This is a genomic window from uncultured Parasphingorhabdus sp. (assembly GCF_963975735.1).
In the GTDB taxonomy this organism is placed as follows: domain Bacteria; phylum Pseudomonadota; class Alphaproteobacteria; order Sphingomonadales; family Sphingomonadaceae; genus Parasphingorhabdus.
This window is the reverse complement of the sequence record NZ_CAXBIA010000002.1, coordinates 345,579-365,695: the sequence shown is the minus strand read 5'-3', so window position 1 is coordinate 365,695 and position 20,117 is coordinate 345,579. Positions and strand designations below refer to the sequence as shown.

At 58.6% G+C, this 20,117-nt stretch carries 17 protein-coding genes; 10 read left to right on the top strand and 7 right to left on the bottom strand.

Translation table 11 applies throughout. From position 1 onward, the window contains the following. Nucleotides 1-150 precede the first annotated feature (150 nt). The 4 genes from AACZ86_RS05295 to tpiA all read right to left on the bottom strand — a co-directional run bounded on the left by AACZ86_RS05295 (nt 151) and on the right by tpiA (nt 4,133). Nucleotides 151-810 carry a Crp/Fnr family transcriptional regulator gene (locus AACZ86_RS05295; RefSeq protein ID WP_339690012.1) on the bottom strand — a complete coding sequence of 220 codons (660 nt, stop codon included), beginning with the start codon at nt 808-810 and terminating at the stop codon, nt 151-153. Nucleotides 811-978: 168 nt separating this feature from the next. Beyond that, nucleotides 979-2,610: a CTP synthase gene (locus AACZ86_RS05290; RefSeq protein WP_339690010.1), complete on the bottom strand. Its 1,632-nt coding sequence runs from the start codon at nt 2,608-2,610 to the stop codon at nt 979-981. Between the two features lie 177 nt (nt 2,611-2,787). Further along, complete coding sequence (secG, locus tag AACZ86_RS05285) at nt 2,788-3,186, bottom strand: preprotein translocase subunit SecG (protein WP_339690008.1); 399 nt, start codon at nt 3,184-3,186, stop codon at nt 2,788-2,790. A gap of 200 nt (nt 3,187-3,386) precedes the next feature. Continuing rightward, nucleotides 3,387-4,133: a triose-phosphate isomerase gene (gene tpiA / locus AACZ86_RS05280; protein ID WP_339690264.1), complete on the bottom strand. Its 747-nt coding sequence runs from the start codon at nt 4,131-4,133 to the stop codon at nt 3,387-3,389. Nucleotides 4,134-4,286: 153 nt separating this feature from the next. Here tpiA and AACZ86_RS05275 point away from each other — a divergent pair, with 153 nt between their 5' ends. From AACZ86_RS05275 to AACZ86_RS05265, 3 genes are all read left to right on the top strand, one after another. Continuing rightward, nucleotides 4,287-6,230 carry a SurA N-terminal domain-containing protein gene (locus AACZ86_RS05275; protein WP_339690005.1) on the top strand — a complete coding sequence of 648 codons (1,944 nt, stop codon included), beginning with the start codon at nt 4,287-4,289 and terminating at the stop codon, nt 6,228-6,230. A gap of 7 nt (nt 6,231-6,237) precedes the next feature. Continuing rightward, nucleotides 6,238-7,788 carry an anthranilate synthase component I gene (gene trpE, locus AACZ86_RS05270; protein WP_339690004.1) on the top strand — a complete coding sequence of 517 codons (1,551 nt, stop codon included), beginning with the start codon at nt 6,238-6,240 and terminating at the stop codon, nt 7,786-7,788. A gap of 240 nt (nt 7,789-8,028) precedes the next feature. Next, a complete protein-coding gene (locus AACZ86_RS05265; RefSeq protein WP_339690001.1) occupies nt 8,029-8,721 on the top strand; it encodes a sulfotransferase family protein in 693 nt (230 codons plus the stop codon). 95 nt (nt 8,722-8,816) lie between these two features. Here the strand turns inward: AACZ86_RS05265 and AACZ86_RS05260 are convergent, their stop codons facing one another. Together AACZ86_RS05260 and AACZ86_RS05255 are read right to left on the bottom strand one after the other, a co-directional pair. Then, the gene (locus AACZ86_RS05260; RefSeq protein WP_339689998.1) at nt 8,817-9,119 is read right to left on the bottom strand and encodes a polyhydroxyalkanoic acid system family protein; all 303 of its coding nucleotides are present in this window, start codon (nt 9,117-9,119) and stop codon (nt 8,817-8,819) included. A gap of 8 nt (nt 9,120-9,127) precedes the next feature. Next, nucleotides 9,128-11,209 (bottom strand): M13 family metallopeptidase, encoded by a 2,082-nt coding sequence (locus tag AACZ86_RS05255; protein WP_339689996.1) that lies wholly within the window; start codon nt 11,207-11,209, stop codon nt 9,128-9,130. Between the two features lie 168 nt (nt 11,210-11,377). Between AACZ86_RS05255 and AACZ86_RS05250 the strand changes: the two genes are divergently transcribed. From AACZ86_RS05250 to lexA, 7 genes are all read left to right on the top strand, one after another. Then, complete coding sequence (locus AACZ86_RS05250; protein WP_339689995.1) at nt 11,378-11,962, top strand: aminodeoxychorismate/anthranilate synthase component II; 585 nt, start codon at nt 11,378-11,380, stop codon at nt 11,960-11,962. Further along, nucleotides 11,959-12,945, top strand: a complete 987-nt coding sequence (gene trpD, locus AACZ86_RS05245) for an anthranilate phosphoribosyltransferase (RefSeq protein WP_339689994.1) — start codon at nt 11,959-11,961, stop codon at nt 12,943-12,945. The genes AACZ86_RS05250 and trpD overlap by 4 nt, the downstream gene beginning before the upstream one ends. Continuing rightward, the gene (gene trpC, locus AACZ86_RS05240; protein ID WP_339689992.1) at nt 12,942-13,733 is read left to right on the top strand and encodes an indole-3-glycerol phosphate synthase TrpC; all 792 of its coding nucleotides are present in this window, start codon (nt 12,942-12,944) and stop codon (nt 13,731-13,733) included. Before trpD ends, trpC begins: the two co-directional genes overlap by 4 nt. Continuing rightward, on the top strand, nt 13,730-14,200 hold the full coding sequence (gene moaC / locus AACZ86_RS05235; protein ID WP_339689990.1) for a cyclic pyranopterin monophosphate synthase MoaC: 471 nt from the start codon (nt 13,730-13,732) through the stop codon (nt 14,198-14,200). The genes trpC and moaC overlap by 4 nt, the downstream gene beginning before the upstream one ends. Continuing rightward, nucleotides 14,197-15,381, top strand: coding sequence for a molybdopterin molybdotransferase MoeA (locus AACZ86_RS05230; protein ID WP_339689988.1), 1,185 nt, complete (start codon nt 14,197-14,199; stop codon nt 15,379-15,381). The genes moaC and AACZ86_RS05230 overlap by 4 nt, the downstream gene beginning before the upstream one ends. Nucleotides 15,382-15,715: 334 nt before the next feature. Then, nucleotides 15,716-16,906: a GGDEF domain-containing protein gene (locus tag AACZ86_RS05225; RefSeq protein WP_339689987.1), complete on the top strand. Its 1,191-nt coding sequence runs from the start codon at nt 15,716-15,718 to the stop codon at nt 16,904-16,906. Between the two features lie 278 nt (nt 16,907-17,184). Beyond that, entirely contained in the window at nt 17,185-17,877 is a 693-nt protein-coding gene (gene lexA / locus AACZ86_RS05220; protein ID WP_339689985.1) for a transcriptional repressor LexA, read from the top strand. On the opposite strand, the gene AACZ86_RS05215 is transcribed toward lexA, so the two are convergent. Further along, entirely contained in the window at nt 17,874-20,096 is a 2,223-nt protein-coding gene (locus AACZ86_RS05215; protein WP_339689983.1) for a ComEC/Rec2 family competence protein, read from the bottom strand. The genes lexA and AACZ86_RS05215 overlap by 4 nt on opposite strands. Nucleotides 20,097-20,117 lie beyond the last annotated feature (21 nt).

Here is a 20,117-nt window from a genome sequence, read left to right as displayed (position 1 = left end):
ACAATCGGGCAGCCAGAGCGATCTGGCTGCCTTTTTTTGATCAATGATAGAATGAAATGGGGCAGCCGGATGAGGATCCGACTGCCCCTGACACCCGCTCGGTGTCACTCTTGACGACAATTAGCCCGGGTCGCAAATGGCCAATTTCCGTCAAGAATCTGCTTCGGCAATATGGGATAGCATCGCATGGTCCAATATTCTGACCTTCCCGCTTTCCACTGCCACGATCTCGCTTTCGGACCAGGCTGACAGTTGCCGATTAATATGTTCACGCGACATCCCGGCAAAGTTGCCGAGTTCGCTCTGGCTCAAATCCAGCTTCAGTCGACCTTCTTCGGCGCCAACGACAGAAAGTCTCAACAGATAGCGTGCCAGACGTGGTCCGGACGTATAGGCGCGGTCGCCCTCGATCATGCTGTTCGCCATCCGGATGCGGCTCGCCATCACTTTCAGCAGACGCAGAGCCATATTCTTGTGCTTCGCCAGAATCTCTTCAAAAGCTTCGCGGGTGATAGAAAGGGCCGACGTCGGCTGAATGGCCGTCACGCTGGCGGTCCGCTCGCCGCCATCCAGCAAAGCGATTTCGCCCAGAACCTGGCCCGCTTCGGCATAATCGAGCACAACTTCATAACCATTGCTGGCGATCATACTGGTGCGCGCATTACCCGACAATAATATCAGGAGCGAGTTTCCAGGATCGCCTTGCATGATCAATTCATCCCCTTTCTTATATTGCACGAAATGCCCGCGCAATATCAAGTCAGCCAGTTCGGCTTCGTCACAATCAGCAAACAGGCTGTGTTCAGCCAATATATTTGCCAGTTCCTCCGCTTTCACTGTTTCATTCCCTCGACCCTGTTCAGAAGCTTTTGCTAGCTCTCTTATACGGCATTTGGATGACAATAGTCACATTCTGTAAATTGAATTGGATAAATTCGACATGCGATCAAAACTATTGAATTTTCGGTATTTTAAAGCTCAGACTAGGCGGCTCTGCTGCAAAGCGGCGGCGATGAAGGACGCAAAGAGCGGATGTGGATCGAACGGCTTGCTCTTCAGTTCGGGATGATATTGCACACCGACGAACCAGCTGTGATCCGGTCTTTCCACGATTTCCGGCAGCTCGCCATCCGGTGACATGCCCGAGAATATCAATCCGGTTTTTTCCAGCCGTTCGACATAGCCCTTGTTCACCTCATAACGGTGACGGTGGCGTTCGTTGATTTCGCGACTGCCGTAAATTTCGCTGATTTTCGAGCCTTGCTGCAAAACAGCGTCATAAGCGCCGAGTCGCATCGTGCCACCCATATCCCCGCCGGCTTCCCGCTTTTGCAAACCTTCCTCGGTCATCCATTCGGTGATCAGGCCGACAACCGGTTCTTCGGTCGCGCCGAATTCGGTGGTCGAGGCGGTGTCGATACCGGCCAGATTGCGGGCCGCTTCGATGCAGGCCATTTGCATGCCCAGGCAGATGCCAAAAAACGGGATGTCATTTTCGCGGGCGAATTTGACCGAGCCGATCTTGCCCTCGCTCCCGCGTTCACCAAAGCCGCCGGGCACGAGGATCGCGTGAAGCGGCTCCAGCTTGGCAGCGAGATCCTCGTCATTTTCGAATAATTCCGCATCCAGCCAGCGGACCTGCACCTTCACCCGATTCGCCAGTCCGCCGTGGAAGAGGGCTTCCTGAAGCGATTTATAGGCATCCTGCAGACCGACATATTTGCCGACCACGCCGACAATGACTTCCCCTTCAGGATTATCGATTCGTTCCATGACATCATACCAGCGCGACAAGTCGGGCTCGGGCGCGTCGTCAATGCCGAAAGCGCGGAGCACTTCGGTATCCAGACCTTCGTTATGATATTGCAGGGGCACGTTATAGATATTGCTGGCGTCCAGCGCCGGTATCACCGACTCCTTGCGGACGTTGCAGAATTGGGCGATTTTGGCGCGTTCGGTATCGGGCAACGGATGTTCGCAGCGACAAAGCAGGATATCCGGCTGAATTCCCAGCGACGTCAATTCCCTGACGCTATGCTGGGTCGGTTTGGTTTTCAGTTCACCAGCGGCAGCAATATAGGGCACCAGAGTGACATGCACGGAAATCGCATTGTCCCGGCCGACCTTGTTGCGCAGCTGCCGAATCGCTTCGATAAACGGCAGGCTTTCGATGTCGCCGACCGTTCCGCCTATTTCGCACAACACGAAATCAATGCCGTCGAGCTTGTCTTCGGCAAATTCCTGAATCGCGTCGGTGACATGCGGAATGACTTGCACGGTGGCGCCAAGATAGTCCCCGCGACGCTCTTTCGTGATGATCGACTGATAGATTCTGCCCGAGGTGACATTGTCGGATTGCAGTGAAGGAACGCCGGTAAAGCGCTCATAATGGCCGAGATCGAGGTCGGTTTCCGCCCCGTCGTCGGTGACATAGACTTCGCCATGCTGATAAGGCGACATCGTGCCTGGATCAACGTTAAGATAGGGGTCGAGTTTCCGGATTCGCACGGAATATCCGCGAGCCTGCAGAAGAGCACCGAGGCTCGCCGCCATCAGACCTTTGCCAAGAGAGGAAACCACACCGCCGGTAATGAAAATATATCGCGCCATGGGAGGAGAGGCTTAAGGCGTTATCACCGCATATGGCAATCCCGCGAATCCGGAAAAGTGAAATAAATATTATTTTACTTTGGTCAGCCGCCGATCATTTCTGAACTCGAATCGATACGAACGCTCTATCGGCGCGATGATCCGGCTATCAATGTCAGTAGAGGTCTTTGGTAGAGCCTATTGGTCCAGCGGAACGGTGGCATCCGAATTGGTAGCAGGAGCCTGGTCATCCGCAGTTGCGGCAGCCGCTGCAGCCAATGGATCGTCACCGGCCAGAGGCACATCGTCAGCAGGCGCTGAAACCGGTGCGCTGTTGTCGCGTTGCAGACTCTGGTCAATAGTATCGGTTTTGCCTTCCGCAGCAGCCAGAACCGCCAGCGAGATTGACAATGACACAAACAAGACCGCCAGAACCGAAGTCGACCGGGTCAGTAGATCCGCTGCACCGCGCGCCGACATCATACCGGATGGAGATCCGCCAACACCCAGTCCGCCGCCTTCGGATTTCTGCATCAATATAACGCCGACCAGCATGGCGGCAACAATGGCTTGAAGGACGGTAAGAAAAAGAAACATGAGTTTTCCGAACTAATAAGGGGAGCATCCGCTCCAACGTGCAGCGCACATAGCGATTGAGCCGTCCGAGTTCAAGCGATGAAAATCGCCGACCCCCGATAGGCTTGCGCCAAAAGACCGCGGAATTTCGTCAGCATAGGCTTGAGCAGGAACAAATGGGGTAAATCATTTTGCCGCGCCCTGCTGCGACGCGGATCTGTTCAAGCGTCCGCGGCAGCCTCGATAATCGGTCCGAATTTCGCTGCTGTCAGACTTGCGCCGCCGACCAGCCCGCCATCGACATTGGGCACCGCCAGCAATTCCGCAGCATTGCTGCCATTCATCGACCCGCCGTAGAGAATTCGCACGGCATCGCTGCCATGACCCATTAATTCTCCGAGTTTCTTGCGAATGGCCGCATGCATTTCGGCGACATCGCCCGTCTCCGGAACCCGGCCGGTACCGATCGCCCATACCGGCTCATAAGCAATGGTCAGCCATTCCGCGCTGGCGCCTGCGGGGAAGGATCGGGCGAGCTGGACCGTAACAATTTCAATGGCCTGCCCGGCGTCGCGTTCATCTTCGGTTTCGCCGACGCAGATAATCGCGCCCATGCCGGCTGCGTGAACCGCCTCGGCCTTGGCCTTCACTTCGGAATCGCCTTCCTGCTGATCAGCACGGCGTTCGCTGTGCCCGAGAATCGAGTAAGTGGCACCCGCTTCCTTGAGCATGGCGGCAGAAAGGCATCCGGTATGCGCGCCATTTTCGGCAAAATGGCAATCCTGCGCGCCAATGGCAAAGCCCGGATTGGCCTGCACGGCAGCGGCGATCAATGTCGCTGGCGGACAGATGCCGACATCCGCGCCTTCATGGCTGGATGCAATTGCCGCAATCGCGGCGATGTCCGCAAGCTGCGCCCGCAACCCGTTCATTTTCCAGTTGCCGACAATATATTTGCGGTTTGCCATGATGCGTTCTGCCTTTTCTGTTTTTCTGTTGGCCATCCGCTATCAAATATCCTTCACCTTGCCAATTTTCTTCCGCAGTCTTTTGCTTGAACCACAAAGCCAAGCCGCCTAAAGCAAGCGCAAATCCAACTCCCGCAATGGAACATATCTTTTATGATCAGTTTTTTCCGCCGCATTTTTTCTTCGAAACTCGGTCTTTTCCTGACCTTATGTTTCGTCGGCCTGATCGCCATTGCCTTCGCCACGGCCGACGTGTCGAGCAGCGGCACATTCGGCGGCGTTACCGGTTCGGGAACGGCGGCCAAAGTCGGCGACAGCAAACTGACCAGCGCGGAGCTCAGCCAATCCGTAACCAACGCCTTTCGCGGCGAGCAGCGCGAGAATACCGGGCTGGATCTCAAAACCTACATCAACGGCGGCGGCTTCGACGACGTATTGGAACGACTGATCAACAGCTTTGCCATTGCAGATTTCGGTACGAAATATGGCATGGCAGCGGGCAAACGTCTGGTCGATAGCGAAATCGCAAGCATTCCGACCTTTCAGGGTGCCGACGGGCAGTTTAGCGAAGAAAATTTCCGGCGCGCCATGCAGCAGCAAGGGATAAACGAGTCCCAGTTGCGCAACGATTTCACTCGTAACCTGCTGGCTGACCAGCTGTTGACGGCAGCCGGCTTCGGCGCAGCGGTACCGCAGAAACTCGTCGTTCCTTATGCCTCGCTGCTGCTCGAATCGCGAGAAGGCCAGATCGCAACAATTCCGTCAGTCGCCTTCATCGAGAACGTCAAGCCGGCCAAAGCCGCGGTCGAAGCCTTTTATGCCAAGAACGCGTCCCGCTACACGATTCCCGAACGCCGGACGATCCGCTATGCATTGTTCGAAAAGTCCCGGTTCAACGACAAGATCAAACCGACCGAAAAGGAAATTGCGGGCTATTATAATCTTAACAAGTCCCGCTATTCGGCCAGCGCGACCCGCAATCTAAAGCAGGTCATCGTACCGACAGAAGCCGCCGCGAAGACGTTGGCAGCCAAGATCAGTGGTGGCACTTCGATTGATCAAGCCGCCAAATCGGTCGGCTTGTCCGCTGCTGACGTGGGATCAATCAACAAAACCGACTTTGCCAACTTGGCGTCGCAGGCGGTTGCCAATGCCGCGTTTTCGGCCCAGTCGGGCGCTGTCGCCGGCCCCGCACAAAGCGCACTCGGCTGGCACATCGTGAAGGTCGAGGATATCAAGCAAATCCCCGGTCGCACGCTGGACCAGGTTCGTACAGAGATTGTCAGCGAACTGACCCGAACAAAAACCGAAGAAGCAATGTCTGAACTGACCGTCCGCCTGGAGGATGAATTCGCCGACGGCGCGACGCTCGGCGACATCGCCAAGGCGGAACAGCTGAAAGTGGAAGCAACCCCTCCTCTGCTCGCCAATGGCCAGAACCCGAATGACCAAAATTACAAGCCGATCCCCGAGATGCAGCGGCTATTGCCGATAGCCTTTGCGGTGGACGAAGATTCCGATCCCCAGGTCGTCGAAATCATTCCCGGCCAGCAATATGCTGTGGTCGACGTGTCCGAAATTACCGAGGCTGCTCCGCCACCATTGGCGCAGATCGAGCAATTGGTAACGCGCGACTATATGCTCGATCAGGGATCGAAAAAGGCCAAGGCGGTCGCCGAGAAGATTGCAAAAGCAGTCGGCAGCGGCACATCATTATCCAAAGCGATTGCCGATGCGGGGGTCAAATTACCCGGAATCCAGAAGATCAGCTCGACCAGAGCCGAACTTGCCCGGCAGAGCCAGCAGGGTCAGGTACCTGCGCCGCTCAGCCTGATGTTCAGCATGGCACAGGGCACCGCGAAATCCCTCGCGGCACCGCGTGATCAGGGTTGGTTCGTGGTCGTACTCGACAAGCTCAATCGTGGCGATGCGTCCAAACGCGACGATCTGCTGAAAGCGACTCAAGCCCAATTCAAGCAGGTCATCGGCAATGAATATACCGCGCAGTTCATCAACGCGATGAAGGCGGATATTGGCGTCGAGCGCAACGAGACTACGCTGACCGTGCTGAAAAAACAGCTGCTCGGCGGCAATTGATTCCAATATGGCGGGCAGTTTCGGAATAGAAGCGGCACGCGCGGCACTGGACAGCGGCAAACCGGCGCTGGTCTGGCGACGGCAGGTTGCCGACACCGAAACGCCGGTGTCCGCTGCGTTGAAGCTGATGCAAGATGGCCGCGGCGACTATTTGCTCGAATCGGTTGAAGGTGGCGAGACCAGAGGACGCCACAGCATGATCGGCCTTGCGCCCGATCTGGTATTCCGGGCCGATGGCGACAAAGCAGCGATCAACCGGAAATGGCTGCAGGACCGTGAGGCTTTTGCGCCGGAAAGCGGCGACAGCCTCTCCGCCTTGCGCAATCTGGTCAAGGCCTGCCAGATGGACGTGCCGGAAGAACTGCCGCGCGCCCTCGCCTGTCTGGTCGGCTATTTCGGCTATGAGACCATCGGACTGGTCGAGAAGCTCCCCCGCGCTCCGCAATCCAAGCTGGACCTGCCAGACATGCTGTTCGTCCGGCCCACAGTCATCCTGATCTTTGACCGGCTGGCCGACGAGCTGTTTCTGGTCGCGCCCGTGTGGCCCGAAACCGATGGCGATAGCGAAGCCAAGATTGCTGCGGCAAAGGAACGGCTGGACGAGGCGCAGCGCGGACTGTCCGCCCCCGTTCGTCCCGAACTTGTCGAAGGACGATTGTCAGGCGACGGACAGGCCGGCTTGGAAGGACTCAGCCCGAACGAAGTAGAATTCACGCCACAAATCTCGGCAGAAAAATATGGCGAGATGGTGCTGCGCGCCAAGGATTATATCGAGGCCGGTGACATCTTCCAGGTGGTGCTGGCGCAACGCTTCACCACGCCCTTCACCCTGCCCCCGATCGAACTCTACCGCGCATTGCGCCGGATCAATCCTTCACCTTTCCTGTTCTTCCTCGACCTGCCCGGCTTTGCTTTAACCGGCTCCAGCCCCGAAATCCTGGTCCGCGCGCGCGATGGCGAGGTCACCATCCGGCCGATTGCCGGAACCCGCCCGCGCGGCAAGAATGCTGCCGAGGACAAGGCGAATAAGGAAAGCCTGCTCGCCGATCCCAAGGAACGGGCCGAACATCTGATGTTGCTTGATCTCGGTCGCAACGATGTCGGCCGGGTGGCGAGCGCGCACAGCGTCGAGGTCACCGACAGCTATACCGTCGAGTTCTATAGCCATGTCATGCACATCGTCTCCAACGTCGTCGGCGAACTGGCCCCGGACAAGGATGCGCTCGACGCCCTGTTCGCCGGCTTCCCCGCCGGTACGGTCAGCGGCGCGCCGAAAGTCCGCGCCTGCCAGATCATCGCCGAACTCGAACCCGAAACCCGCGGCGCCTATGCCGGCGGCGTCGGCTATTTCTCTCCCGATGGCAGCATGGACAGCTGTATCGTCCTGCGCACCGGGATCGTGAAGGACGGAATGCTGCACGTTCAAGCGGGCGCAGGGATCGTGGCGGACAGCGATCCGGCTTATGAATTAGCCGAATGTCGGGCGAAGGCTGGTGCTTTGCTGGCGGCTGCTAAAGAGGCGGTTAAGCGGGCGCAGGATGCCGGCTTCGGGCAGTAGCTTAAAAGCTTCGCTATTGCCGCAGAAGAGGCATGGCGCGTGCAGTTTCAATCCGTCGACTTGCGCACCAAAACAGCCCTTCAACCGAAGCGAAGCGGGCGTCATCAGTCTAAACTATCTCGATGCCGGCTCCGTCCAGTATTCCCTGGCAGAGACGATAGCGTTCCTGCTGCGCCGCTTGCAAACAGAGAATGTGTAAGCCATAGTTTGAAAAAGGACAGCAGCACAGGGACATAACTGATGGCATTGGACGTAATTGGTGTAGGACCGGGGCGCACTGCCACCTTTTCAATGAAATTCGCGCTTGAACATATCGGCTTCGGGCCATGCTACCATATGGTGGAAGTGTTCCGCAGCGCCCGCCGCAATATCCCGCTTTGGCAAAATGTTGTCGACGGCAACCCGGACTGGGACGCCATTTTCGACGGCTATAGCTCCGTTACGGATAATCCGGCCTGTGTCTATTGGCGCGAACTGGCCGAATTTTATCCGGAAGCGAAAATCCTGCTGACAGTACGCGACGCTGACGCCTGGGTCGAATCGTGCAACGAGACGATCAATTCGCAGCGCATGCTAGCTTCTCTTGAAGGCAGCGACCTGTTGCAGATGCTGCAAGGCACTTATCTTCGGCAATTTGGCGAACATATCAACGATCCTGAATGGATGGCCAACTGGTATCGCGCCTATAACGAGGAGGTCATAAGCACGATCCCGTCCGAACGGTTACTCGTGTTCCATCCGAAGGACGGGTGGGAGCCCTTGTGCAATTTCCTTGATGTGCCAGTTCCGCCTGAACCATTTCCGCGGGTCAACAGTCGCGACGAGCTTGGCGGCGCATCGGACGAACAGGGCGGATTACCTTCCGATCCCGAACAGCTTGAGGCGTTCGCTGTCGATTATATAGAAGGGCTTCGCAAAAAAGCGTTTAGCTAATCGAGGAGCTCTGCCTTCTTCCCGACCAATGGCTGACGTTAGAATGATTAACGTTCTCGACCACTTACGGCTGAAGCCAATCCGGACCAACCAGCCTATTCCAGCATCTTCGGCGCTTCCTTCTGCAGCTTTTCCTTAATCTTGTTGGCGAACATCGCCAGAATCGGCGGCAGATCGAAAATCGCGTAGACCTCGTCCTCCCGAATCTGCATTTCGCTGCCGATGCGCTGGCCGACGGCCTCGAGGGTGAAGTGGAGATGATCGCCTTCCCAATGATGGTCGGTCAGGCTGGCGCCCGGGATGATATCGCCCAGCGTATGAATGCCACTGCCGACACGGTTTTTGGCTTCGGTCAGTCCCAGTTTGTGCGGAATGTTCACGGTTACAGGTTCGCTCATGACATTGCCTACCAGATCTTCACACGTTTTTCGGGCGGGATATACATGGCGCTGTCTGGCGTGATATTGAATGCAGCATACCAGGCATCGATATTGGGGACGACACCGTCGACCCGATATTCCGTCGGACTGTGTGGGTCAGTGAGCAATTGCTCGCGCAACGCGTTTTCGCGGGACTTGCCGCGCCAGACCTGCGCCCAGGACAGGAAGAAGCGCTGGTCGCCGGTCAGTCCGCCGATCACTGGCTGCTCGCCATGGCTGGCGACGTATCGGCGATAGGCGGAATAGGCCATTTCAAGCCCCCCCAGATCGCCAATATTTTCGCCCATCGTGAGCTGGCCGTTGACGTGAACGCCGGGAACCGGCTCAAACTTGTCATAGGCATCCTTCAGCAATTTTGTCCGCGCTTCGAACTTCTCGGCGGATTCCTTAGTCCACCAGTCGCGCAGCTTGCCGCTACCGTCAAACTGGCGTCCCTGATCGTCAAAACCATGGCCGATTTCATGCCCGATCACGCCGCCGATCGCGCCATAATTGACAGCGGGGTCGGCGTTGGGGTCAAAAAATGGCGGCTGCAATATGGCCGCTGGAAAGGTGATCTGGTTGAGCAGCGGATTATAATAAGCATTCACGGTCTGCGGATTCATTTCCCACAACTCGCGATCGACCGGATGAGGCAAACGTGCCAGATCAACATCGAACGCAAATTTCGCGGCGCGCTGCACATTGCCGAGCACATCATCCGGCTTCACGACAAGCGGAGAATAATCGATCCATTTGGACGGGTAACCGATCCGGGGTTCGAAAGCGTCAAGCTTCTTTTGCGCTTCGCCGCGGGTCGCTGCATCCATCCAGTCGCTCTTGCTGATTCTTTCGCCCAGCGCGGCCGTCAGATTATTGACCAGTTCGGTCATCTGCCGCTGGCTTTCAGCGGGATAGTGGCGATCCACATATTTCTGGCCGATTGCCTCGCCCATATTGCTGTTGACCAGATCGACACCCCGCTTCCAGCGGTCTTTCTGGACCGGAATGTCGCGCAGGGTCTTGCTGAAGAAATTGAATTTTGCCTCGTCGAACGCCTTCGGCAGATAGGCCGCATTGTCGCTGATGAAATGCGCCGCCAGATAGTCTTTCCAGGTGCTGACCGGGACAGTTTCGAGCAGCTTGCCACTCGCGGTGATTGCGGTGGTTTCGGCGGCGATGATCGTATCGACCTCGCCAAAGCCGCTAGCTTCCAGCCAGCTAGTCCAGTCGAACTCCGGCGCCAGTTCCATCAACTGCTCGCGGTTCATCGGATTGTAAATCTGCTTGATGTCGCGCTGCCGCTCGGGTTCCCATTGCGATTTCGCGAGGGCGGTTTCGAGTGCAATGATCCGGTCGGTTTTGGCGGCAGCATCGCTGATCCCCGCCAGTTTCTGAATCTTTATCAAATAATCCCGATAGGCCGCACGAAACTTGTCATATTCCGCACCTTCCTTGAGATAATAGTCGCGGCTGGGCATGCCCAGACCGTCCTGACCCGCGGCCACAATATAGCGGGTGGGATTGGCCGGATCAGGCAAAGTGCCGACCCCAACCGGCGAGGCATAGCCGACAGTCCCGAACAGTTTCAGTAATCCCGCACGGTCGCTGACGGCCTTTATCTTCGCGAGATAGGGCTCAAGTGGCTTGGTCCCCAGCTTTTCGATGGCAGCCTGGTTCATCCATGCAGCGTAAAACGCACCGACTTTCTGATCCAGTGCATCGGCTCCGTCACCGCGTGCGGCGAGATCGTCGAGGATCGCGTGGACCTGATCGTCGGATCGCTCCCGCAAGATGTCGAACGAACCATAGCGCGACCGGTCCTCGGGAATCTCTACGGTGTCCAGCCAATGTCCGTTAACATAGCGAAAGAAATCCGCGCCGGGTGTCACCGACATATCCCGCGCGGAGAGATCAATTCCCCAGGTACCAATTTCCGCTTTTTCTGTGTTCGCAACACTTCCATCTGTCGTCACTTCGGCGGCGGCGTCCTTTGCCAAGCCCGGTGCACTGACCGAGAGGGCGAGCAAAGATGCAGCTGCGGACAGGAAAACATGACTGGTTCTCATTGGAAGATCCTTTGGTTTCAATTGATAATATTGTGGACGCTCGGTGAGCAAAACACAATTGCTGATCGTCGAAAAAATTGCGCTGTCCGCTCGGCCTTCGAGGAACCCCAAGCAGCAGAAAGAACGAAATTGCTTGGCCGGTCAAACGCGGCCCGTTAGACGCGGTTCATGATTCTGGTTATCGACAATTATGACAGCTTCACCTTCAACCTGGTCCATTATCTGATGGAACTGGGCGCGGAGGTGCGGGTGGAGCGCAATGATGCGCTGACCGCCAGCGAAGCGCTGGCCACCGGCGCACAGGCCTTCCTGATTTCACCGGGTCCCTGCACCCCCAATGAAGCGGGCATATCGCTCGATCTGGTCGCGGCCTGCGCCGATGCGGAAAAGCCGTTGCTCGGTGTCTGTCTTGGCCACCAGAGCATCGGCCAGCATTTCGGCGGCAAGGTTGTGCGCGGCGGGCTGATGCACGGCAAGACATCGCCGGTCACCCATGACGGCAGCGGCGTCTTCGCCGGCCTGACCTCGCCTTATACCGCGACCCGGTACCACTCGCTGATCGTCGAGGATATTCCGGGCAGCCTGCCGGTCAACGCCACCGCCGACGATGGTTCGGTGATGGGCTTCCGCCATGAAAGCCTGCCAATCCACGGCGTACAATTCCACCCCGAGAGCATCGCCACGGAACATGGCCACAAGCTACTGGCCAATTTCATGGCAATTGCGGGGATCGAAGCGAAGGAACGGGCATGAGCTTGCCCGATCCGGCGAATGCCCTGTCCGAAGCAGCGGCCCGCGAAGCCTTTTCCGCGATACTGGACGGATCCTGTTCGGCAGAGGAAATTACCGCCTTTCTGGTCGCGCTGGCCGACCGCGGCGAAACGGCCACCGAGGTCGCCGCAGCCGCTATCGAAATGCGCGCCCGGATGATCGGCGTGGATGCACCCGCCAATGCGATTGATGTCTGCGGCACCGGCGGCGATGGCAGCCACAGTCTGAATATTTCCACCGCCACCGCGCTGGTGGTCGCCGCCTGCGAAATCCCGATGGCGAAGCACGGCAACCGTGCCGCATCGAGCAAGTCTGGTGCGGCAGACACGCTGGAGGCGCTCGGGCTGAATCTGGCCAAAGCCGCTACCAACGGGGAGCAGAGCCTGCGGGAGATCGGCATCGCCTTTTTCTTCGCGCCCAACCATCATCCGGCACTCGGCGCGCTGGCGCCGATCCGCAAGGCAATCGGTCGCCGGACGATCTTCAATCTGCTCGGTCCCCTGTGCAATCCCGCGAATGTCAAACGCCAGCTGATCGGCGTTGCCTCGCCCGACCTGGTCGAAAGCTATGCCGAAGCGGCGCTGCAACTGGGCTATGACAAGGCGATGATCGTCTCCGGCGAAGAAGGACTCGACGAGCTCAGCATCTCGGGGCCAAGCCGCGTTGCCATCATCAGCGATGGCAGCGTCACCATCAGCCGGATCACCCCGGAAGATGCGGGCCTGACTCGCCATCCGGCGGAAGCGATCAAGGGCGGCGATGCGCTATATAATGCCGCTGCTCTGAAATCGCTGCTGCAGGGCGAAAAATCCGCCTATCGCGATGCCGTGTTGCTGAACAGCGCCGCCGCGCTGATGGTTGCGGGCGAAGTCGACAGCTGGGAGGAAGGGGTCGAGGAAGCGGCAGAGGCGCTCGACAAGGGCCTTGCCAATGCCATGCTCAATTGCTGGATCGCCAATCAATGAACAAGCTTGAAGAGATCTGCGCGACCACGCGGGAATATGTGCGGCAGCGGAAGGCTGATGTTCCGGCGTCGAAGCTGAGCGAGAACATCGCTTGCCAGAGCGCGCCGCGAGGCTTTGCCGCAGCGATCCGCGCAAAATCGGCCGACGGCTTTGCCCTGATCGCGGAAATCAAGAAAGCCAGCCCGTCCAAGGGCCTGATCCGGGAGGATTTCGATCCCCCTGCCCATGCCCGGGCCTATCAGGCCGGCGGTGCGGCCTGCCTGTCGGTTCTGACCGACCAGCCTTATTTCCAGGGCGCGGACGAATATCTGATGGCCGCGCGCGCTGCGGTCGACCTGCCCTGCCTGCGCAAGGATTTCATGGTCGACCCCTGGCAGGTCGCGGAATCGCGGGCGCTGGGTGCGGACGCGATCCTGATCATCATGGCGGTGCTGGACGACGCTCTGGCAGCGGAGATCGAGGCGGAAGCGCTTTCGCTCGGCATGGACGCGCTGATCGAGGTGCATGACGAAGCGGAGCTGGAACGGGCGTTGAAACTGCAATCGCCGCTGCTCGGCATCAACAACCGCAATCTCAAGACCTTCGAGACCAGCCTCGACCAGACCGAGCGGCTGGCGAAACTGGTGCCCGACGACCGGATCATGGTGTCGGAAAGCGGCATATTCACCCATGAAGACTGCCAGCGATTGTCGCAATCCGGCGCCCGCGCCTTTTTGGTAGGTGAATCTTTGATGCGACAGGATAATGTCGAGGCCGCAACCCGCGAGCTTTTGACAGGAACCCCATGAGCAAATTGACCCATATCGACGGCGACGGCGCGGCCCATATGGTCGATGTGGGGGGCAAGGCCGACACGGTCCGCGAGGCCCATGCCGAGGGCCGGATCGCGATGAAACTGGAAGTATTGGACGCTATAAAAGCGAATGGCATGAAGAAGGGCGATGTGCTGGCGACGGCGCGCATTGCCGGGATCATGGCGGCGAAGAAGACCAGCGGCCTCATCCCCCTTTGCCACCCGCTGGCGCTGACCAAGGTGGCGGTGGATTTCACCTTTATGGGTGACGGCATCAAGGTCTCGTCCATGGCCCGCCTCACCGGCAAGACCGGCGTGGAAATGGAAGCTTTGACAGCCTGTTCTGTCGCACTTCTCACAATCTATGACATGTCCAAGGCGATGCAGAAGGATATGGTAATCAGCGATATCCGCCTGCTCTCGAAAAGCGGCGGCAAGTCGGGAGACTGGACGGCGAAATGAGCAGCTTGCTGCCACTGGACGAAGCGCAGCAGCGACTGATCGCGCTGGCCTGCCGCCTGCCCGCCGAAACGCTGTCCGTCCATGATGCGCTCGGCCGCTATCTCGCCGGAGACCTAATCGCAAAGCGCGAGCAGCCGGCAGCCAATATGTCGGCGATGGACGGCTATGCGATCCGCTTCGAAGACCGGGACGGACCGTGGACATTGATTGGCGAATGCCCCGCTGGCAGCCCGCCTTGCCGCGCGCTGAAAACCGGAGAAACTGCGCGCATTTTTACCGGAGCGCTGCTGCCCGAGGGCGCCGATACCGTGGTCATGCAGGAAAATGTCGAGGCAGTCGGCGACACCATCCGCCTGACCGCAGAGCCTTCACCCGAGAGAGGTCGCCATGTCCGGCATAAGGGCGGCGATTTCAAGCAGGGCAGCATCGGCTTGCCCGCAGGCAGCCTGCTCAACGCCGCCGCCCTCGGCGAAGCGGTTATTGCCGGCTATGGCGAGCTGTCGGTCGGCAGACAGCCCCGCGTGGCGGTGGTTTCGACCGGCGACGAACTGGTCGCGCCGGGCAGCGACACCCTGCCCCACCAGATACCCGCCAGCAATGACGTCATGCTGTCAGCGATGCTGTCCGGCCTGACCGCCGAAACCCGCAGCCTGAGCCGGATTCCGGACGATATGGATGTTCTGTGCGCGGCGCTAAACAGCGCAAAAGACTGCGATATCATCGTCACCATCGGCGGCGCATCAGTCGGCGATCATGATCTGGTCGGCCCCGCCTTCCGCAAGCTCGGCGCGAAAATCGACTTCTACAAGATCGCAATGAAACCGGGCAAACCGGTGATGGCAGGAAAGCTCGGCAAGACGGTGATATTGGCGCTACCCGGGAACCCCGCGTCCGCCTTTGTCGCGGCCACCCTGTTCCTGCTGCCGCTAATCCGCTTCATGGCCGGAGCCGCCCGCTATCTGCCCGAATATCAGAGCGCCCCGACCACCGAAGCCCTGCCAGCCAACGGCCCCCGCGCGCAATTTCTGCGCGCCAAGGTCGATCAGGCCGGGATCACGCCGTTTGGCAGCCAGGACAGCGCCAAGCTTTCGGTGCTGGCGGCGGCGAATGCGCTGCTTTGCCGGCCGGTTGGAGCTGATGCAGCTGATATCGGCGAGATGGTGCCTTTTATCGCGATATAGGCGGAAGAATCCGGAAAGAGACTTCATGAAATCAGTATTTTATGATTATTTTCTTAGACCCTTTCATATCATCTTGCCGCAGTAGGCACTCTGGTAGCGTCCTGAACGGCTGAACTTCGGTACCCTTCAAGCATATCTGACGTGAATAAAAAATACCGTGCGCAGATCGAGCGTCTGATGGCGCTAGGCAAAGCGGGTCCGCCGAGACGACCAATTGTGTGAGACAATTACAAATCCACTGTCAAAGTCCGATTTCGAAACGTGCCATTAACCTTATGGGACTAAACCACGGGAAAAGGGGCATAAAGGGCCGATGCAAACGCAAATTCTCGGAATGGTAACACCGCTCATGGTGCTATTTTTCGCGGCGACCTTCGCGGTTCTTTGGCGAGTAGGACGCATGAAGCGTCACGTGTTAGGCTACGGTATTGCCTTCGCCCTTTCTGCGGTGGCATTTCTGATCACCCACTTGCTGCCTGCTGATGCCTTCTACCTCTTTCATTTGACGCAGTTGTTCTACACTCTGGGCACGACGGTGATGCTGGTATCGGTCTGCGAGCGTGCCGGGCAGCGACTTCATCTGGGAAGCATGGCGGTCGTTTATCTCATTAGCGCATTGTTCCTCGGACTGGCTGTAAGCTTTTCCAACGAAGTCGCTTCGCGGCTGGTCATCGTCAATATGGGCTATGGTGTCATGTTCGCCATGGGCGTCACGACGCTACTCAGCGCGCGGGGCCGCAGCTTGATCGATGTCGCGATCATCGGGGTCATGGCGCTTCATGCCGTCGATTTTCTCGTCAGGCCAACCTTGACCCTGTTGTTCGAGCAGGCGATTCCGGCGGAGATCTATCGGGACTCTATCTACTATTCCCTGATCGGACTGGTTCTCGGGGTCAAAGGCGTGACCACCGCCACGGTCCTGATCGGTGCAACGATCGCCGAATGGACGACCTCGCTGCGCGAAAGCAGTGAGCGTGATGCCCTAAGCGGCCTGTGCAACCGGGGTGCGTTTGAAGAATCGATGCGAAATCTTCTGCCGAGAGCGCAGACGGAAGGACGCCCGCTCAGCCTGGTGGTGGTCGATATCGACCACTTCAAGAAGGTGAATGACATTTGGGGTCACCAGGCGGGCGACCAGGCGATCGCCGCCATTGGCAGGCTCATCGGAAAGATGGTGCGTGGAAGCGACACGGCCGGCCGAATCGGCGGAGAGGAATTCTGCGTCGCGATCTGGAATTGCCCTAATGACGCTGCTGAGCAGTTGGCTGACCGGATCAGACAGGCATTCGAAGGTCTCAAGCATTCTGGCCTGAGCAACGATGTCCGTCTGACTGCCAGTTTCGGCGTGGCCACAGCGCGCCATGGGGAGACCTATGAGCAGTTGTTCGCACGCGCCGATTCTGCGCTCTACAGGGCCAAGTCAAGTGGCCGAAACCGTGTCGAGAATGCCGAGGAACGCCATCCGGAAGAGCCCTCGCCCCAACCGAAATCAGAATTGATCGAATTCAAGCGCGCATTGGGCTGATCGATAGTCCGCCGGGCAATGCTCGGCGCCCCGCTTGGCAGGCTGCGCATACACAATATATCCCCGCGCTCCGCGCCACTCCGTTGGCTGAGCTTACACCAGATCCATGAAAATCCGATGCATCGGACGCGGGTCTGACCAAGCCTTGGAAGGCGATCCGCTGCCGCTACCAGGATTATCGTTGCGCTCCGACTGTCCGCCCCTTCCACTTCCCGCTTGACTTCCCCCGTTTTGTTTCTTAATTGTTCCGTATTCGTTCCCAGAACAGGATCCTGGACATGCTCACGCAAAAGCAACATGAACTCCTCTGTTTCATTGATGAAAAACTCAAGGATAGCGGCGTTTCCCCCTCGTTCGAGGAAATGAAGGAAGCGCTCGGGCTCAAGTCCAAGTCCGGCATTCACCGGCTGATCAGCGCGCTCGAGGAGCGCCACTTCATCCGCCGCCTGCCCAACCGGGCGCGCGCTTTGGAAGTGTTGAAACTGCCCGAGGGCGGCTTGCACGAAGCGGAGCCTTCCAATGTTGTCTCGCTGCATCCGGAAACGCCGGTGCGCGAGGTGATCTCCAATCCTGCACCTGCTGCGAACAATGACGTTATAGAAATTCCGTTGCACGGCCGCATCGCCGCTGGCGCACCGATCGAGGCAATGGAAGGCCAGTCGGCGCTCAGCGTTCCGGCCGCCCTGCTCGGACCCGGCGAACATTATGCGCTGGAAGTGTCCGGCGATTCGATGATCGACGCCGGCATTCTCGACGGCGATTATGCGCTGATCCAGAAAACCGAAGTCGCGCGCGACGGCGAGATTGTCGTCGCCTTGATCCACGACGAAGAAGCGACGCTGAAATATCTGCGCAAGGATGGCCGAAGCATCCGCCTCGATCCCGCCAACGCAGCCTATGAGCCACAGATTTACGGCGAAGGCGAAGTCCGCATCCAGGGCAAAATGGCCGGATTGTTGCGCCGCTATTAATCGGGTTTCCTGACGTCAGCCTTTCGCGCATTGACCTTCCTCGCGTCATCCTCTCTGGATCGATAGCGGGTCCATATATGCCTGCCGGTCCATGCCAGTGCGGTGGATATTTTCTGCTGTTCCAGATCAATCGTCATGCCTCCCACCCGAGACAGCAGATCCCGGTCTGCCTTGATCCAGCGCGGCTGGCAGCTTGCCGGTAACCACCGGTCGCTGACGACGATATCGGCGCGGCGACAGACGGCAGACAGAGCGAGGGCAGAAATATAATGCGAGCCGCGGGTGGCCAGAAGCACCCATTTCCGCCCCTCATTTTCGATGGTAACAAGACAGGCATCGCTATTGCACTGCGCATTGGGCCAGTCTTCGAGCGCCTGCGATTCCCCCTCCACTCCGGCATTTTCGCGGATCATGTCGCGAATGAAGTCTCCGCCGCTGGTGCGCAGCATCGCCAGTTCGCCCTGTTGGTTGCGGATGCCTACATGGCGGCCGTCGCCGGTGATATAGATATCCGGCGCACGGTTGGTGATGATCAGCAAGGCCCCGACAATTGCGGGAATCAAGCCGAAATAGCGCCATCGCTCCCGCCACAGGCAAATCCACAGACCCGCCAATATCACCAGTCCGAACGCCACGACCGGCATCGACGGCAGCATTGTCACCGCCCCGGGTCGGCTAGAGACAAAATGGGCGAGCGCGATCAGGCTGCTCAAGGCCTGTTCGCAGAGCCACCAGACGGGTGCGCCTAGGCCGATACTGTCCAGCACCAAGGCCAACGCCTCCAGCGGCATGATCACGAATGTTGTCAGCGGGATAGCGACGATATTGGCCAATGCGCCATAAAGGCCTGCCTTGTGGAAATGGTAGAGCGCAATCGGCATCAGCGCGATTTCTACCACCAGACCGGTCAGGAATAGCGAAAATATAAAACGGGCGATACGGCGGATCAAAGGTTCGTCGCGCAATATCACCAGCGCCTTGATCTGCGGATGTTCGTGCAGCGCAATGATCGCGGTTACCGCCGCAAAGCTGAGCTGGAAGCTCGGCCCGACCAGTGATTCCGGCCAGAAGACCAGCACGAATAACGCGCCCGCCGCTACCATCCGCAAGGTGATCGCACTGCGCCCCATCATCAGCGCGACCAGAACCAGCAAGGCCGCAACGCAGGCCCGGATCGTCGGCACCTGCGCCCCGGTCATCAGCGTATAGGCGACTGCCGCTAGTGCCGCGCAGGCTGCCGCAACGATTGGCAAGCGAAAGCGCAGCGCCAGCGCTGGCGACAAGGCGAGCGTCTTGAGCACCAGCAAATATATTGCGCCGACCACCGCCGTGACATGCAGCCCGCTGATCGACAGCAGATGCGCCAGCCCGCTACGCCGCATCGCTTCGGCATCCGCTTCATCGATGGCACCCCGATCCCCCGTGGCCAGCGTTGCTCCGATCGCGCCGGCAGCGCCCGACATCTGCGACTGAACATGGGCCGAAAGCTGTTGGCGGTATCGGGACAGCGCGAACAACGGGTCAGCGGACCGCAATATCCTGATTTCTCCCAACGCCTGCCCGGTCGCGCCAAGCCCCTGAAACCACGCCCGTTCGGAAAAATCATAGGCTCCGGGCAGCGCCGGCATCGCCGGTGGCATCAAGCGTGCGCGCAGCTGGATCAGGGCACCATCCTGCAAACCCGGATGGGCCTGATCAAGCGGCACATTGACGCGGACCGTCGGCGGCAAATCGGAATTTTCACCGGTGCTCAGCGTCAGCCGGACCATATTGCGCGCCAATACCGGTTCGACCCGCTCGATCCCGGCATTGAACGTAGTGACAATGGGCCGCTCCAGTACCGGCGCAGCGACGCTCCACGAACGGAACCCGATCAAGGCGCAGCCAATGGCCGCCAGCAGCGCGAGCCAGAAGAATGCCTGCCCGGCCCTCGTATCTCGTCCCGTCATGACGGCAAACAGGGCAGTCCCGCCGCACAGGCTGATGAACGCCAGCGACCATGCGGCATTGGCCAGAACATACCAGGACGCGATGCCGCAGCCGAGCGCCACCGGCACCCACAAGGGAAGCTGGTCCCGCTCCTGCTCGAGCTGCATTTCAATCAATTTGGAGAGTTGCGCACCACGCCATGAATCAGACAATTGTCGCGGATGAAACAGCGTGCTAAGGGCGGTGCCGATCGAACCGGTACCGGTGCCTGTGGTGCTATTCGGGCTCAATCCATCCCGCATTTCAAAAAT